13 protein-coding genes and 2 pseudogenes are annotated in these 15,207 nt (G+C 58.1%); 9 read left to right on the top strand and 6 right to left on the bottom strand.

Features of this window, described 5'->3' with window-relative positions:
- Positions 1 to 5: 5 nt before the first annotated feature.
- Positions 6 to 1,022, top strand: a complete 1,017-nt coding sequence (locus ACXAHG_RS20390; RefSeq protein ID WP_475060251.1) for a proline racemase family protein — start codon at positions 6 to 8, stop codon at positions 1,020 to 1,022.
- Positions 1,023 to 1,312: 290 nt separating this feature from the next.
- On the opposite strand, the gene ACXAHG_RS20385 is transcribed toward ACXAHG_RS20390, so the two are convergent.
- Positions 1,313 to 2,044, bottom strand: coding sequence for a GntR family transcriptional regulator (locus tag ACXAHG_RS20385; protein WP_475060249.1), 732 nt, complete (start codon positions 2,042 to 2,044; stop codon positions 1,313 to 1,315).
- A 192-nt stretch (positions 2,045 to 2,236) separates the two neighbouring features.
- On the opposite strand from ACXAHG_RS20385, the gene ACXAHG_RS20380 reads away from it, so the two are divergent.
- The 6 genes from ACXAHG_RS20380 (at position 2,237) to ACXAHG_RS20355 (ending at position 7,671) form a co-directional block, all read left to right on the top strand.
- Positions 2,237 to 3,424: an ABC transporter substrate-binding protein gene (locus ACXAHG_RS20380; RefSeq protein ID WP_475060247.1), complete on the top strand. Its 1,188-nt coding sequence runs from the start codon at positions 2,237 to 2,239 to the stop codon at positions 3,422 to 3,424.
- 98 nt (positions 3,425 to 3,522) lie between these two features.
- Entirely contained in the window at positions 3,523 to 4,392 is an 870-nt protein-coding gene (locus ACXAHG_RS20375) for a branched-chain amino acid ABC transporter permease (protein ID WP_475039376.1), read from the top strand.
- Positions 4,393 to 4,396: 4 nt separating this feature from the next.
- Positions 4,397 to 5,425, top strand: a complete 1,029-nt coding sequence (locus ACXAHG_RS20370; RefSeq protein ID WP_475039378.1) for a branched-chain amino acid ABC transporter permease — start codon at positions 4,397 to 4,399, stop codon at positions 5,423 to 5,425.
- Positions 5,422 to 6,204, top strand: a complete 783-nt coding sequence (locus ACXAHG_RS20365; RefSeq protein WP_475039380.1) for an ABC transporter ATP-binding protein — start codon at positions 5,422 to 5,424, stop codon at positions 6,202 to 6,204. The genes ACXAHG_RS20370 and ACXAHG_RS20365 overlap by 4 nt, the downstream gene beginning before the upstream one ends.
- A gap of 3 nt (positions 6,205 to 6,207) precedes the next feature.
- The gene (locus tag ACXAHG_RS20360) at positions 6,208 to 6,930 is read left to right on the top strand and encodes an ABC transporter ATP-binding protein (protein ID WP_475039382.1); all 723 of its coding nucleotides are present in this window, start codon (positions 6,208 to 6,210) and stop codon (positions 6,928 to 6,930) included.
- Positions 6,931 to 6,939: 9 nt separating this feature from the next.
- Positions 6,940 to 7,671 carry an aspartate/glutamate racemase family protein gene (locus ACXAHG_RS20355; protein WP_475039384.1) on the top strand — a complete coding sequence of 244 codons (732 nt, stop codon included), beginning with the start codon at positions 6,940 to 6,942 and terminating at the stop codon, positions 7,669 to 7,671.
- A gap of 89 nt (positions 7,672 to 7,760) precedes the next feature.
- Here ACXAHG_RS20355 and ACXAHG_RS20350 read toward each other — a convergent pair.
- Positions 7,761 to 8,129 (bottom strand): annotated as a pseudogene (locus tag ACXAHG_RS20350) (integrase core domain-containing protein); the annotation flags it as partial.
- Positions 8,130 to 8,178: 49 nt separating this feature from the next.
- Complete coding sequence (locus ACXAHG_RS20345; RefSeq protein ID WP_475039386.1) at positions 8,179 to 8,424, bottom strand: transposase; 246 nt, start codon at positions 8,422 to 8,424, stop codon at positions 8,179 to 8,181.
- Between the two features lie 345 nt (positions 8,425 to 8,769).
- Here ACXAHG_RS20345 and ACXAHG_RS20340 point away from each other — a divergent pair, with 345 nt between their 5' ends.
- A complete protein-coding gene (locus ACXAHG_RS20340) occupies positions 8,770 to 9,804 on the top strand; it encodes a recombinase family protein (protein ID WP_475060290.1) in 1,035 nt (344 codons plus the stop codon).
- A gap of 31 nt (positions 9,805 to 9,835) precedes the next feature.
- Here ACXAHG_RS20340 and istB read toward each other — a convergent pair.
- From istB to ACXAHG_RS20325, 3 genes and pseudogenes are all read right to left on the bottom strand, one after another.
- Positions 9,836 to 10,595: pseudogene (gene istB, locus ACXAHG_RS20335) on the bottom strand (IS21-like element helper ATPase IstB).
- A gap of 10 nt (positions 10,596 to 10,605) precedes the next feature.
- A complete protein-coding gene (istA, locus tag ACXAHG_RS20330; protein ID WP_475060244.1) occupies positions 10,606 to 12,135 on the bottom strand; it encodes an IS21 family transposase in 1,530 nt (509 codons plus the stop codon).
- Positions 12,136 to 12,477: 342 nt separating this feature from the next.
- Positions 12,478 to 13,497 (bottom strand): IS110 family RNA-guided transposase, encoded by a 1,020-nt coding sequence (locus tag ACXAHG_RS20325; protein WP_475039390.1) that lies wholly within the window; start codon positions 13,495 to 13,497, stop codon positions 12,478 to 12,480.
- 258 nt (positions 13,498 to 13,755) lie between these two features.
- Here ACXAHG_RS20325 and ACXAHG_RS20320 point away from each other — a divergent pair, with 258 nt between their 5' ends.
- On the top strand, positions 13,756 to 15,153 hold the full coding sequence (locus ACXAHG_RS20320; RefSeq protein ID WP_475060242.1) for a hypothetical protein: 1,398 nt from the start codon (positions 13,756 to 13,758) through the stop codon (positions 15,151 to 15,153).
- Positions 15,154 to 15,207: the final 54 nt, after the last annotated feature.

The raw sequence follows: 15,207 nt of genomic DNA, 5'->3' as shown, positions 1-15,207 counted from the left end.
ACCCCATGCGCTGGACCCGTACCCTGCAAACCGTCGATGTGCATTGCGCCGGCGAAATCGGCCGCGTCGTCACTGGCGGCGTCTTGGACATTCCCGGCACCACGATGGCGGACAAGCTGGACTACCTGAACACACAGGACGACAGCCTCCGCCGCCTCTTGTGCTCCGAGCCGCGCTCCGGCCCGGCGGGATCCATCGTGCTGCTGCCTCCCGCCACCACGCCCGAGGCCGACACCGGCTTCATTGTGCTGCAGCCGGACCAGGCCCATGCGATGTCAGGCTCCAATGCCATGTGCGCAGTGACCGCGATCCTGGAAACCGGTATGAAGGAGATGACTGAGTCGGAAACAATGGTGGTGCTCGACACCGCGGCTGGGCTGGTACGCGCGAAGGCTGTTTGCAATGGCGGCAAGGTCACCAAGGTCACGCTCGATATGCCTCCTTCCTTCGTCGCCAAAAAAGATGCGGTGATCGAGACGATGGAATGGGGGGCGGTTACCTATGACCTTTGCTTTGGCGGTGTGTTCTACGCGCTCGTGGATGTGGAGCAAACCGGGCTCACCATCGCACCAGAGAACGCCCGCGACCTCGCCGTGAAGGGGGTCGCCCTGCGGAACCTGATTGCCGAGAGAGAAGACCCGGCACACCCGACCGTACCTGCTCTCAACGGCCTGGCCTATGTCATGTTCCGTTCTACCGATTCCGACGGTGTGATACGAACATGCACGACGCTCCGTCCCGGGCGCGCGGACCGCTCGCCTTGCGGAACCGGCTCGAATGCGAACATGGCTGTGCAGCATGCTGAGAGCCGCGTAAGTCCAGGCGATGTACTGACCTCGCGCTCAATCATCGGCGGAGAGTTCACTACTGAGTTCATTGGCGAAACTGCCGTTGGGCCCTTTGCTGCAACACGGAACCGCGTATCCGGCCAGTGCTGGATTTATGCAATCACCCAGATTGGGCTGGACCCAAGCGACCCCTTCCCGCAAGGCTTTACCCTGTCAGACACCTGGGGTGGATGAACCTTCTGACCGACGTCTTGCAAGACCTCCGGCCGGGGATGCAGACGCATGTCTCTTTGTCTTTCAACGCATTCGGGAACAATTCGTCAGGCTTACGCCTCCCCGCCCGGGCTACCACCCCGTCTCACTGCGCCCCCCTTGGCTTTGGGCCATTGGTGCATTACGTGCGGGCAGAGCGCTGTGAAAGCAGTCTCTGCACCAATGCTGCTCAAGATATGCAGTTCTGGAAGGGTGATTTCCGGGTCAAATCGAGCCGGTACTGCCCTATGCGAGACGTAAGCGCAGAACTATTATCTCGCCTTCAGCAAGTTGACCAGATCCGGCTCGGTCTTGTGTTTTTGTGTGAAGTCGAGATCCAGTTTGATATGTTCAAGATGCTCTCGGGCAAGTTCCGAAGCACGAGCGGCGTCGCGGGCTTCAATGACTTCAAGAAGCCGCTTGTGTTCATCGTCGCGGCAGCAAGACGGGCGGCCTGCCCCGAACATAGCTACGATAAGAGAGGTACGTGTCACTAACTCTCTAAGTGTCCGTGTTAAAAAAAGATTGCCTGACACTGTAGCGACGAGAACGTGGAATTCACCGGACAACCTGATGATTTCCTGACGGTCACCGGCCTGTCGCGCGTTGCCTTCTTTTGCAATATGCGCTCTCAGCAATTTTAGCCCCTGTTCGTCGACCTCCTTCGCAACCTGCGCAGTCAGGCTTGGCTCGATATGAATTCGGGCCTCGAAAATCTCGTCAGCATCCTTCTGATCGGGGCTGGCTATAAAAGCCCCGCGATTGGATCTGAGATCAACGATTCCCTGGCTTGCAAGCAGCAGAAGTGCTCGCCTGGCCTTCATCCGGCCAACGCCGAAACTCTCGCAAATGGTCGATTCGCTTAGTTTGGTATTGGGAGCCAGTGTTTGCTGCATGACAGCACCAAAGATCCGGTCGACGATTTTCTGTTCATCGTCCATCGCCGAGTCAGCATCGTGAATATTCTGCACCACCAAGGCTTTGCGCTCCGTCACTTGCCACATTTGCCCCCCATTACGCTGACAATACTGCGATGTTGCGTCAGCGAAAACCGAAAATATTGCCAACAGCAGCTTCAGTAATCGTTGACATAGATTGTTAACAATCGTTCTCTGTTACAAGCCTACCAACGTAAGAATGTGGTCTGGTCAATCTGGTGCGACAGGTGCCGGATGAAGTTCAACGGAGGAAAGATGATGAAACGCAGAGTTCTTTTTCTATCTGCAGTGACTGCTGCCACCATATCCGCATTTGCCGGCACTGGCGCATTTGCCGAAAACCCGACTTTGAAAATCGGGTTTGTCGGCGTGACCAGTGGCCCGGCTGCGGCCTGGGGGATTTCCAACCAGCGTTCGATGGAAGCGCGGGCGGCCTGGATCAACGAAGAGGGTGGCTACACCATCGGCGGCACCACATATGACATCGAGATCATATCCTTTGACGACCAAAAGGATCCCAAGCGCGCGATTGCGGGTATGGAGAAGATGGCCCAGGAAGGCATCCATTATGTGGTCGGTCCCAACGTGGATGATGGCGCCGCCGCCGTCCGCCCTGTGGCCGAGGCCAATGGAATCATGTACTTTCCCTACGCCTTCCCGAAAGAACTTTATACCGCCCCTGCATCAAACGCGGTTCTGGGAATGGTCGCGAATTACCAGTCGGGCCCCGCGATCTACAAACACCTGATGGAAAAGAAAGGTGTCAAAACCGTCGCCTTCATCGCAGCCAATGAATCTGACCCGCTGAGCCAGCGTGACGGTGGCGTTGCCGCAGCTAAGGCCTTGGGACTGGAGGTCGTTTCGGACAACGTCACTTATCAAGTCGACACTACCGATTTTACTCCGGTTCTGACACCTGTCATGCGCACCCGCCCGGATCTGTTGGTTCTGTCTGGCGTTTCGCCAGCTAGTGCGCCGCAGCTGATCCGTTCGGCCCGGGAGCTGGGATATCAGGGACTGATTTCCACTGAAACAGCTCAGGATGCACAAGTGCTGCGCGAAGGGGCAGGCAATCTGGCCAATGGTTTCATTTCGGTCGGCGGCGCTTCAACACCTGAATTGGCTTCTGACGCGATGAAGGAATTCGTGAAGCGCTACACCGACATGTTTGGTGAATACAATGATGAGTCCAATACCAAAGTCTATGCGCTGGAATATATCCTTGAAACGCTAAAGGCTAACCCGGCGGGCATCGACGATGTTGGCGTCTTCCAAACCACCATGGACACGTTCGAGGCGCCTAATCCCTACATGAAGGGCGATGCCAAGCTGCGCTATGTGGGTACTTCTTCCTTTGGGCAAAAGCGTCAAGTTGCCGTGCCGCTGGTTGTGAATGTCTATCAGGACGGGGCGTTCGAAACCCTGTTCGTGGCCGAAGTAGACTAACTCAGGTTAAACGGTGAACCTCAACTTTCACTGGAAAAACTGAACTCCGGACCGCTTACACAGCTGGCCCGGAGCCACTCTAAACCGGCAGGAACGGTATGGAACAGATACTTGCGAACGGGGTTTATCTGGGTGCGCAGTATGCGATGATCGCTCTGGGGCTGACCCTCATTTTTGCACTGATGAATGTGCTCAATTTTGCGCATGGCCAGATGTATGTCCTAGGTGGCTTCGTCACCTACACATTCTACGGGCAGTTGGGTTTCCCCTTTGTCCTAGGGCTGCTTATGTCTTGTGTGACGCTTTTTATATTGGGGGCGTTGATAGAAAAGTTCCTCTTCGCACCTGTGATCAAAAGGTCTTCGCGAGAAGAAAGCACCATGTTGCTTGCTGCCGGGCTCGCCTTCTTCTTTGACGCGGTGATCCTGCTGCTGTTCGGGGAAAAGCAGCGCGGCGTTCCCAAGATCGTGGATGGGGTGTTCAACTGGGACTTCCGCCTGATCATGCCCTATGACCGGATCCTGATCTGTGTTCTGGCTATTCTGTCCATCATCGGCTTCATCCTGTTCATGCAGTATTCCAAGACCGGCCGCGCCCTGCGTGCGTTGGCCCAGGACCGCACCGCGGCGCAGTTGATGGGCGTGAATGTCGACCGCTATTCGATGATCGGTTTCGCCCTGGGCGCGATGCTGGCCGGGCTTGTTGGCGGGTTGCTGGTCACCATCACGGGTGTAAATCTGGGCATGGGCGGGCCGACTTCGATTAAGGCCTTCATGATGGTGATGATCGGCGGCGCGGGCGTGATTTCGGGCGCTATTGCGGGCGGCATCATTCTGGGCTTTCTCGAAGCCATCGGGCTGGCCGTTCTCTCGCAATATGGCGACATCACCTACCTGCTGATCTTTGTGTCGCTGATGATCTTCCTGGCCTTCCGCCCGCAGGGGCTGATGGGCAAGCCGTGGGGATGAGCGGATGCTGAACCTTTCCAAACTCCAATGGGCCGGGATCGCGTCCTTCCTCGTAGCCGTGTTCGTGATCGTTCCGGCAACCATCGCAGCCCTGGGCCGGACCGACCTGTTCTTTACCCTCACCTCGGTCGGGTTGCTGGCCATCGCCAGCGCCGGGGTGTGGCTGACCTTTTACATCGGACGCATCAATATCGGGCAGGGAGCGTTCGCGCTGCTGGGGGCCTATGTCTCTGCCATTCTAGTGACCAAGGCGGGTATGTCCTTCTGGCTGTCGCTGCCGCTGGCAGGGCTGTTCGCCGCGGGAGTCGCGGTGCTTATCGGCCTGCCGATCCTGCGGTTGCGCGGCGTTTATTTCGCTATGATCACGCTGGTGCTGACCCAGGTCTTTACCCTGACCGCGCTGGCGCTGCCGATCACCAACGGGGCCAAGGGCATCACCTCGATCCCGCTGCCGGGTGAGCTGTCAATCTTTGGCCTAACCCTGGTCCCGGATTTCGCCGCGCTGGAAAACCCGCGGGTCGCCTTTTACTACACCACCGGCGTGCTGATGGTGCTGACCTACGCCGCGCTTTACCGATTGGTGAATTCGCGTCTGGGCCATCTGTGCCGGTCGATGCAGCAGAACGAAGAGCTCGCCAGTTCCATCGGCGTCAATATTTCCTACGTGCGCATCATCATCTTCGCGATTTCGTCCTTCTTTGGCGGCATCGGCGGGGCGATGTTCGGGTCGATCGCGCAGTCGGTTTACCCGTCGAGCTTTCAGGTCGCAGACAGCGTCAACTTCATGCTGAACTGCTTCCTGGGCGGCCTTGGCTATGTGTTCGGACCGATGCTGGGCACGCTGGTTCTGTATTTCGGCTGGGACCTGCTGTTTGAATTCGGCAAGTATCAGATGCTGATCTATTCCAGCCTGCTGATCCTGCTGATGCTGGTTCTGCCCAATGGCTTGCTGAGCCTGAAACTGCCGGGTCTGTCGTCCAAAGGCGAAACCGGGGGCAAACCCGCCTCTAAAATCGGGGAGCCGGGCGAATGAGCGCACTTCTTCAGGTTCAGAACGTCACCAAGAAATTCGGTGGTCTGACAGCCAATAGCGACATCAGTTTCGAGGTGCAGGAAAACGAAATCCTGTCGGTGATCGGGCCGAACGGGGCCGGGAAATCCACCCTGTTTAAGATGATCTCCTCCTTCCTGCCCACCACATCCGGGCAGGTGCTATTCCGGGGAGAGCGGATCTCCAACCTCAAACCCCACACCGTGGCCCGCAAGGGCGTGGTGCGCACCTTTCAGGAAACCACGATCTTCAAAAGCATGACCGTGCGGGAAAGCGTGATCGTGGCCCAGCATCTGCGGGCCAAGGCGTCGCTGGCGGGGTATTTCTGGGGATCGGCTGCGGCGCATAAGGATGTCGAAAACTTTGGTCGTTACGCTGACGAGCTGATCGAATTCCTGGGCATGTCCGACATCGCGGCAGAGCAGGCGTCAAACCTGCCCCAGGGCAATCTGCGGGCGCTGGGGATCGCCATTGGTCTGGCCACCGATCCCAGCGTGCTCTTGCTGGACGAACCCTTTGCCGGGATGAACCACGACGAAACCATGACCATGGTCGATCTGGTGCGCAAGGTCCGCGACGAACGCGGCGTGACCGTGCTCCTGGTGGAACATGACATGCCGGCGGTGATGAAGATTTCCGACCGGATCGTGGTGCTGAATTTTGGCGAGATGATCGCCGAGGGCACCCCCGCCCAGATCCAGAACGACGAACGCGTGATCGAGGCCTATCTGGGCAGCGCCGATGACGAGATTGGGATGTAAGCCATGAGCAGGATGTTGGAATTCAAGGATGTTGAGCTCTACTACGATCACGTCTATGCGCTTAAAGGCGTGTCCATTGATCTGGAAAAAGGCGAAACCGTCGCGCTAATCGGGGCCAATGGTGCGGGCAAAAGCTCGATCCTGCGGGCAGTAACCGGGCTGGCGAAACTCCATTCGGGCAGCGTGCATTTCGAAGGGCAACGGATTGATGGCAGCAATCCCGCCGACATCGTGGCAGGAGGCATCGCCATGGTGCCCGAAGGCCGCCGCGTGTTCCCTTACATGACCGTCAAGGACAACCTGCTGATGGGGGCCTTTACCCGCGGCAAGAGTTCGGGGGTGCGGGAAACGCTGGACGGCGTGCTGGAACGCTTTCCCCGGCTCAAGGAGCGATACGCTCAGTCGGCTGGCACGCTTTCAGGGGGCGAACAGCAGATGATGGTGATCGGGCGCGCGCTGATGGCGAAGCCCCGGTTGTTGCTGCTTGATGAGCCTTCGCTGGGCATCGCGCCCAAGCTGGTGCAAGACATCGCCCGCTCTATCGTGGCGATCAACCGCGATGAAGGGGTTTCCGTGCTTCTGGTCGAACAGAACTCGCGTATGGCACTGTCGATCTCGCACCGAGCCTACGCGATGAGCACCGGCAATGTGGTGATCGAAGGCACCTCTAAAGAACTGCTGCATGATGACCGGATCAAGGCTGCCTACCTTGGCGGCGATGTGTGAGGGAATGGCATGAAACTACTCTTGATCAACCCGAACACCACGGCCTCGATGACACGCAAGGCCGAAGCGACTGCCTTGAACGTGGCCCGGCCGGACACTGATATCGTGGCGACGAATTCGAAATCCGGCCCTTACAGCATCGAAGGGTTCTATGACGTCGCGGCCTGCCTGCCCGGCCTGCTGGACGAGGCGCGGCGACACAAGGATGCCGACGCAGTGATCATCGCCTGTTTTGACGACACCGGGCTTGATGCTTTGCGCTGCCTGTTTGACGTCCCGGTTATCGGCATTGGTGAGGCTGGCTATCATGCGGCGTCCATGGTGTCACATAGGTTCTCTGTTGTAACGACCCTCAGCCGCTCGGTCGCTGGCATTTCGGACAATGTCAAACGATATGGGCTGGAGGCGAAATGCGCCAGCATCAGAGCAACCGATATTCCTGTTCTCAAATTGGAAGAAAACGACCCTGGCAGCCTTGAGGAAATCCGGTCAGTGATTGCGGCAGCCATTACTGAAGACAAAGCCGAGGCAATTGTTCTGGGATGTGCTGGCATGACAGACCTGATGCAAATGCTATCTGAGGAGTTTGGCATCCCTGTGATCGACGGTGTTTCCTGTGCCGTCGGCATGGCGGAGGCCCTGGTCGCTGCGAGGCTATCGACATCTAAGGCTGGTGCCTATGCCGCGGCTGTCGACAAAATTCAATCTGAGCAAAGTGCCGTCCAAGTGGGTTCCCAATAAGGTACGCAGGATCAACAAAAGTAGCTGAAGTTCGGAGCCATCAAGCATCAGCTTTGGACGTGTCACGATTTAGTGCCGCCCTGTCCGGCTCATTTCCATCTGCCAATTCGAAGTTCAGTTTCGAGCACTGGCGGGCGCATTTTAAGTGCCTGATGCGGGCGGGTTTGATTGTTTTGTCTGAGCCAGCAATTGATGACGGCCTGGGCCTGTTTGGTTGTTGTGAACCATTCCGCATTGAGAACCTCGTGGCGGAGAGTGCCATTGAACCGCTCGTTGTACCCGTTCTCCCAAGGGGATCCCGGATAGATCCGGATCGGGTTCACGCCAACTTTCTCGAGCCAGCTCTGGGTCGCCTGAGACGCGAACTCCGGGCCGTTGTCGCTGCGGACGAACTCTGGCTTCCCGTGGCGAAGAAACATGCCGCAGAGCACCTCCAGGACGTCTTCGGAACGCATCCGGGTCCAGACTGACGCGAGTGAATGACAGCCTGACGAAGCTGGCTCGGCGTCAGGCTTTCTGCTTTAGGTAGCTCAGGCTTTCCTTGAGGATCAGCTTGTCCAGCTCAAGCTCTGCCATAGTCTTCTTCAGCCGGGCGTTCTCTTTCTCCAGGCTGCGCAGCTCCGACAGCTGAGACCTGCCCATGCCATCGAACCGGCGCCGCCAAGTGTAGAGGGTCGCATCGCTAACACCGGCACTACGGCAAGCACTGCGCACTTCGCTGCCATCCGCCAACTTCCGTTCAACCTCCCGCAAAAGCTGCGGGATATCCTCGTCCGTTTACCGATTCCGAGCCAACTTCCGTCCCCTTTCCTCGGAAGCAGTAGTGGCTCAGAGTCTGAACACTTTGAGTTTCAGAGCCAGCAGATGACCGTTGCAGCCAGAGCAATGGCAGAGAAGAGTACCTGTCAACGGCGGCGCAAAATCCGACCACCAGGACGGCAATTTTTTCGGTTAACATCAAACCACCGGAGAACCGCCGTGTCCCAGCCCAAGCTCAGAGCTGCCATCTACGCCCGCTATTCAACGCAATTGCACCGCGACACTTCGATCGAGGATGAATTTCGCCTCTGCCGCAGCATGATCTAAGCACGTGGCTGGATTGTTGAAGGAAACTATTCCGACCACGTGGTCTCCGGCCGGACACAGCACCGGCCCGAGTTTCAGCGCTTGCAGCAAGACGCAAGTGGCGGCGCCTTCGACGTGATCGTGACCGAGTTCCTGGATCGCCTTGCGCGGGACCTCGAGCATACGGCTAGTTTCTACAAGCAGATGAACTTCCTGGATGTGCCGATCTTTACGGTTTCGGAAGGCGAGATTGATCTCCTCCATGTCGGCTTCAAAGGGACAATGAACTCTCTCTTCATCAAGGATCTCGCCGACAAAACCCGCCGCGGCCTCAAGGGAAGGGCACTGAAAGGGAAGTCCGCCGGGGGAAAGTCCTACGGCTATAGTATCAGGAACCAGGTCGGAGCGGATGGTGAACTGATCCGCGGCGAGCGCGAGATCAACCCGAATGAGGCCAAGATCGTGCACAGGATCTTTCAGGATTATGCCAAGGGCCTGTCCCCCAATAAGATCGCAGAGGCGCTCAATACTGAAGGCGTGCCTGCGCCTTCCGGCCGCCAATGGGGCGCCTCCACCATCCATGGCAACCGCCAAAGGGGCATCGGCGTCCTGAACAATGAGCTCTACAACGGACGGCTGATCTGGAACCGGCTGCGTTACGTAAAGGTCCCCCAAACTGGAAACCGCATCTCCCGCCTGAATCCGGAAAGCGACTGGACAGTCACCGACGTCCCGCATTTGCGGATCGTCGAACAGGATCTCTGGGATGCGGTCCGGGCCCGCCAGGGCGAACTGAAGACCGCGGGCACCAATGTGCCGGTCTGGGACCGGCGCCGCCCCAAGACCTTGTTTTCCGGCCTGATGGCCTGCGGCTGCTGCGGCGGTGGCTTTGCCAAGATCTCCAAGGACATCTGTGGGTGGCTCCTGCATAGCAAGCGTTTTGGTGATATTTGCGGGTATTTTAGTCAGTACTGTCGTCTGTCCGGCCTGTTTGCGTATTCCGGAGGATCGGCCCAGCCATTCCGACAACATGCGCCCACCTGTTCCGGGCTATTCGCCCACCTTTGACGCGTTGCCGTGAGGCATAGGTTTCGAGGTATCAGGTTTGGGGTGTCCCGTCATCCATTTTGGCGATGGTCTTGCGCATAGACTGCCCCTCGAGTTCGAGGCGGTATGCATTGTGAACGATGCGGTCGAGGATAGCGTCCGCGAATGTGGGTTCGCCGATGATATCGTGCCATGCCTTGATGGGCAGTTGGCTGGTGATCATGGTTGAGCCGCGGCCGTAGCGGTCTTCGACGATCTCCATCAGATCGCGGCGCTGCGGTGCGGTTAGCCGGTCCGGCCCCCAGTCATCGAGGATCAGCAACTGAGCTTTTGTGAGGCTACGGAACAGGCGGGGGGAAGCGGCCATCCCCATGGGCCATTTCGAGCTCCTCGAAGAGGCGCGGCAGGCGTTTGTAAAGCACGGTGACGCCATCGCGGCAGGCGGTCTGCGCCAGAGCGCAGCCCAGCCACGTTTTGCCGACCCCGCACGGGCCGGTGATGATCAGATTGCGCTTTTCGGCGATCCACTTGCCCGTGAGCAGGCTCTTGAACAGCGCCTTGTCGAGGCCGCGGGGGGCGCGATAATCGACATCTTCCGGGCAGGCGCCCACATGGCGCAACCTGGCCGCGCGCATGCGGGCGTCAAAGCGCTTGGTCTCGCGGCTGGCGGCTTCGCGGTCGGCAAGCAGGCCCAGCCATTCGGCGTGGGTCAGATCGGCGGCTCTGTCCTGCGCCTGCAATTCGGCAAAGGCTTCTGCCATGCCATCAAGGCGCAGGGCTTTCAGGCGGTCGAGGGTTGGGTGGGTCAGCATAAATATCCTTTCAATGGAAGTAGTCGGCGCCGCGGATGTTGGGGTGGGTGATTGCAGGCTCCTCCGTGGCGCGGGTGCGGGGCTTGCGCTCCAGCCCATTCTTCAGGATCGAATGGACCGATGAATAGGAACGGGTGTTGATCTCGAGCGCCCGCTTGCAGGCAGCGTCGAGGCGGTTCCGGCCGAACTTGTCGGCCAGCCGGATCACGCCCAGGCAGGTGCGGTAACCCTGTTCGGGGTGCTTGCGCCCGCGCATCACCACCTCGGTGAAGATCGCCACATTGGGGCCCACACGGGCGGCCCGGGCATGGATACGCTGCGGCGTCCAATCTTCGCGGAACCGGTGATGGGCGGGCATATGATCCCGCTGAGTGGAGTGCTGTCCGTTGCCGGAGGTGCGGACATGCGAAGCCACGCGTTGTCCACAATGGAAGGCCTCCACCGTGCGGCCGGTGATGCGGGCCCACAGCTCTTTCTTCACCAACTGGTGCGGCACGGAATAGTAATGCCGTCCGATTGCGATGTGGTAGTCGATCCCTGCGCGGCACTTCTTCCATTCGGCATAGACGTAGGGCTCCGCCGGCAACGGCTTCAAGGCGGGCCTGTCCAACTGATCGAACAGCTGCCGGCGGCTGGCGCCAAGGTGGCGGGAGACCTTGCTGTTGAGCCTGTCCAGCAACGGGCGGATGGCAGCGTTTACTTCCTCAAGGCTGAAGAATTGCCGGTTGCGCAGCCGCGCCAGGATCCAGCGTTCGACCAGCAGGACAGCACTCTCGACCTTCGCCTTGTCTTTTGGTTTGCGCGGCCGCGCGGGCACCACGGCAGTATCGTAGTGCGCGGCCAGATCCGCGTAAGTGCGGTTGACCTCAGGATCGTAGAAGCAGGCCTTGGTGACGCCAGCCCGCAGATTATCGGGCACCACCTGGGCGGCCGCGCCCCCCATAAAGGAAAAGGCACGCACGTGGCTGGAGATCCAATCCGGCAGCGTCTGGGTCCAGGTCGCCTCGGCAAAGGTGAAGTTGGAAGCGCCGAGAGTGGCAACAAACAGTTGCGCGGCGCGCACTTCGCCGGTCTCGGGGTCGACCACGTCAATCGTGGCACCGGCATAGTCGACGAACAGCCGCTCGCCTGCGGGATGGCGCTGGCGCATCACCGGCGACAGCTTGCCTTCCCAGCGGGTATAGAGTTCGCAAAAGCGGCTGTAACCATAGCCGTCAGGATGGGCCTCGCGGTACTCCTCCCACAGAAGGGAAAGCGTGACACCCTTGCGGCGCAACTCTCGGTGGACATAGGACCAGTCTGGTTGCAATGTACGGCGCTGGCTGGCACGAGCAGACGCGGCGAACAACCGCTCCTCGAGTTCCGCATCGGACATCTCCGGCGGCAGCAGCCAGCTCAAGCCAGCATCGCGGGCGCGATCCAGGTATCCCCGCAGGGTCGTGCGGCCAATCGCCAGGCTCGACGCCATCTGGCGGGTCGATAGGCCTTCGGCTGAAAGTCTCAGTACGTCTCGTATCTTCCGCATTGGCAATCTCTTCATCGCGCTCCCTCCGGTCCCAAAAGAACGGCAAGGTAGCGGGCTGCAGATCGCCTCGCAGCAACACGTCAGAGGGGTGGGCGCATACCCCGGAATCGATGGGCGGATAAAATCGGAATGGGTGGGCGCATCAGATCGGAATCACCGGGCGCATGCGCCCGGAATACGCAGCCTGTTTGTGTGGCGACGTTGTCGCCACTGGCCCTGATGAATTCCGCGAGCGAGGTTCCATTCGGCTTATCGACCTCTGAGGGCCGCGGACCTTCCCGGAGTGTCCTTGCTCTTGGTTGACTTAATTCCGCATCATCACTTCAACGTCTTGCATCTCGTGGGCAGGCGGCGCGGTTAGAACGCAGGCTGCCGGTATTCCTGTTTCTTCGTGAGCATCGCCCAGATAGCCCGAGCGGCCTTGTTGGCCATGGCGGTTGTTGCCAATCGGAATGGTTTGTCTGCGATGATCTTAGCCGTCCAGAGATCAACCTTTTCTGGTGAGCGTTTCGCCATCACGGCGCGAGATGTCATGCCTACGACCAACAGCTTGCGAATGTAGCGATCACCCTGCTTCGTGATCTTGCCAAGACGTTCCTTGCCACCGCTGGACTTGTTCAGCGGGGTCAGTCCGAGCCAAGCTGCCAGATCGCGTCCGGTCCGGAACTGTTTTGCATCGCCAATCGTGGCGGCAATCGCTGAAGCCGTGATCGGGCCGATGCCAGGCATGCGCATCAATCTGCGCGCATCTGCATTCAGCAGGACATGTTGTTCGATCATCTTGGAATATCCATCGATGCGCGCGTTCAGGCCGATGAATTGATAGCACTGTATGCCAAGCATGCCGTTCGCGATCTCCGGCAACTCTGGTTGGTCGCCATCAAGGTGACGCTTTGCAAAAGCCGTCACGGCTTCGATCCCAATGGGCAAAATGTGCCCAAATTCGCGCAAAAGACTGCGGATCATGTTGGCCATCTGCGTACGCTGACGGACCGCCAGATCACGCGTGCGATGGATTGACAGAATGGCCTGCTGTTCCTCTGTCTTGATCTCGACAAAGCGCATGGTCGGGCGTCGAACCGCTTCGCAGATCGCTTCAGCATCCACAGCGTCGTTCTTGCCGCGCTTCACGTAGGGTTTGACGTATCCGGCGGGCATGAGCTTCACGTCGTGCCCCAATTTGCGCAGCTCGCGACCCCAGTGATGGGACGAGCCGCAGGCTTCCATGCCAACCCTGCACGGTGGAAGCGTCTCAAAGAAGCTAAGCAGTTTCGCTCGCTTGATGGACTTGTTGAAGATAGCCCGACCATTCTCCGAAATGCCATGCACTTGAAAAACATCCTTGGCCAGATCCAGACCTACGGTCTTTACTGTCATTGGGCGGCTCCTTTCCTAGCAGTCGATGATAACTGCATTTTGGCACATTCGATGCCGGTGGAGCAGGAGCCACCCACCTCATCCGCTATGGGCCGTCCACTTGTTGAGGTCGTCAAAATTGTGAGCGAATAACTGGTTGGCGGAAATGGACGTCCACGAAAACCTTCAAAGGCACAATCGGCACAGCGCGAAGTGCTTTGAGTAAACTGAAAGGTCAGCCTCGTGTCTGAGGCAATAAGGGAGGTTATGCAGAACGGCATGGAAGCAAGACTGCCCAATATCTGGCTCAGGTCTTTCTTCGGGTTTTCTCCCGAAGAAGATGGATATATCGGTTGGTCGAAGGAAGCCAATCGAACGCACATATTGTCTAAGGCTACTTCCGGTGACCTCATCATGATCTATGGCGCTGGTTCCGCAAGCACTGCTTCGTCTGACATATTGCGGGTCTTGGGCTTCCTACAGATCGAAACCACACCGATCGGCGACATCGACAAAGCCTCTGAAAAGGGAATGCAGCGCAAGCGCGAAAATGGCTGGGAAGACAAGTGGACTTTCGCCCTTCCTGTTCGACGAGGTTGGCGCGTGACGCAACTGGTGCGGCTGGATCAGATTGCCTTTCGAACCTACCAACCTGAGAAGGGACGGGCAATTGCCGCATGGAGCCCGGCATTAGAGCCCGATGAGGTTGAGCGGGCTCTTGCATTGAGGGTTACAGAGATTCCCGTGTTTGGTGAGCCGCCGCTCAAATCTGAATTTGTCGATCGACCTCTTGGTGAAGCATTCAGCCTGCACAGCTTCAGCGGCGAAGAAGACTTCGACTTTGCTCCAGCTTTCGCGCGCTTCCAGGACTTGCTGGAGCGTTTTTCCGGCGATCGTTTCAAAGGTTTTGACGAGGGATTGATTGCCGCTTGGGAGAGTTACAAGCCGCGCCTAAGAGACCATGCTCTTGCGCAACTGAAGAGTAGCAGTTGGAAAGAGGAAGATATCGGTTGCGGTAAGATCATCAAGCAGACAATCGATGCAATTGAAATCCAAGCATCCCATGGGGACCTAAACAACGATCTTGTCTTTTGGCAGAATCGCTTCGGTCACGCCAACCGCGATCACTGCGCTCTATTAGAAGCAAAGACCTCCGGCATCGGGCTCCGGCACTTGGAAGATTTGATCTTCAAGCTGTTCCAAGCAGAGGCAGATGAGGCAGCGATCTTTGAAGCTCTGAAAAACGCGACCGGCGGGAAGTACCCACTGCTCGCGTATCTCTTCTTCCTAAAAGATTTGGACTGCTTCATGCCGATACAGCCCACAGGCTTTGACAGGGCTTTTGAGGCGATTGGTATAGACCTGCGCACAAGAGGCAAGTGCAGCTGGGAGAACTACAAAGCGTACACCGATACCTTGTCAAAAATCCGTGTCGCCATAAAGGCTGAAACTGGCCTAGAAACCGTCAGGCTAATCGACGCGCATTCGCTGGTTTGGTTGTTCTCATCACTTCTCAAAATGGAGGCTGCCGGAGAGATCGACGAAGGCAAGGGAGCCAGTGACCGCGTGCTCGGTGCACGCGAACGTTCGATTGCCGACATGAAATACTCCGTAGGAAAAACAGTTTTCAACTCAAACGGTGACCTGCCCCCCGCAAAATCCCTCACCATGAAGTAGAGTCTGCCCAACCTATGTAGGAGCAGACGAATGCGTAAGAGCCGTTTCACCGAG

The organism is Leisingera sp. ABD4_442 (assembly GCF_056160905.1).
The sequence above is the reverse complement of the archived record's forward strand: the minus strand, read 5'-3'. Positions and strand labels throughout refer to the sequence as shown.

Excerpts from the sequence above, each read along its gene's own strand:
- ACXAHG_RS20385 (WP_475060249.1), bottom strand. The coding sequence starts at position 2,044 with ATGTGGCAAGTGACGGAGCGCAAAGCCTTGGTGGTGCAGAATATTCAC.
- ACXAHG_RS20365 (WP_475039380.1), top strand. The coding sequence starts at position 5,422 with ATGAGCGCACTTCTTCAGGTTCAGAACGTCACCAAGAAATTCGGTGGT.
- ACXAHG_RS20360 (WP_475039382.1), top strand. The coding sequence starts at position 6,208 with ATGAGCAGGATGTTGGAATTCAAGGATGTTGAGCTCTACTACGATCAC.
- ACXAHG_RS20390 (WP_475060251.1), top strand. The coding sequence starts at position 6 with ATGCGCTGGACCCGTACCCTGCAAACCGTCGATGTGCATTGCGCCGGC.
- ACXAHG_RS20375 (WP_475039376.1), top strand. The coding sequence starts at position 3,523 with ATGGAACAGATACTTGCGAACGGGGTTTATCTGGGTGCGCAGTATGCG.
- ACXAHG_RS20370 (WP_475039378.1), top strand. The coding sequence starts at position 4,397 with ATGCTGAACCTTTCCAAACTCCAATGGGCCGGGATCGCGTCCTTCCTC.
- ACXAHG_RS20320 (WP_475060242.1), top strand. The coding sequence starts at position 13,756 with ATGGAAGCAAGACTGCCCAATATCTGGCTCAGGTCTTTCTTCGGGTTT.
- istA (WP_475060244.1), bottom strand. The coding sequence starts at position 12,135 with ATGAAGAGATTGCCAATGCGGAAGATACGAGACGTACTGAGACTTTCA.
- ACXAHG_RS20325 (WP_475039390.1), bottom strand. The coding sequence starts at position 13,497 with ATGACAGTAAAGACCGTAGGTCTGGATCTGGCCAAGGATGTTTTTCAA.
- ACXAHG_RS20380 (WP_475060247.1), top strand. The coding sequence starts at position 2,237 with ATGAAACGCAGAGTTCTTTTTCTATCTGCAGTGACTGCTGCCACCATA.
- ACXAHG_RS20355 (WP_475039384.1), top strand. The coding sequence starts at position 6,940 with ATGAAACTACTCTTGATCAACCCGAACACCACGGCCTCGATGACACGC.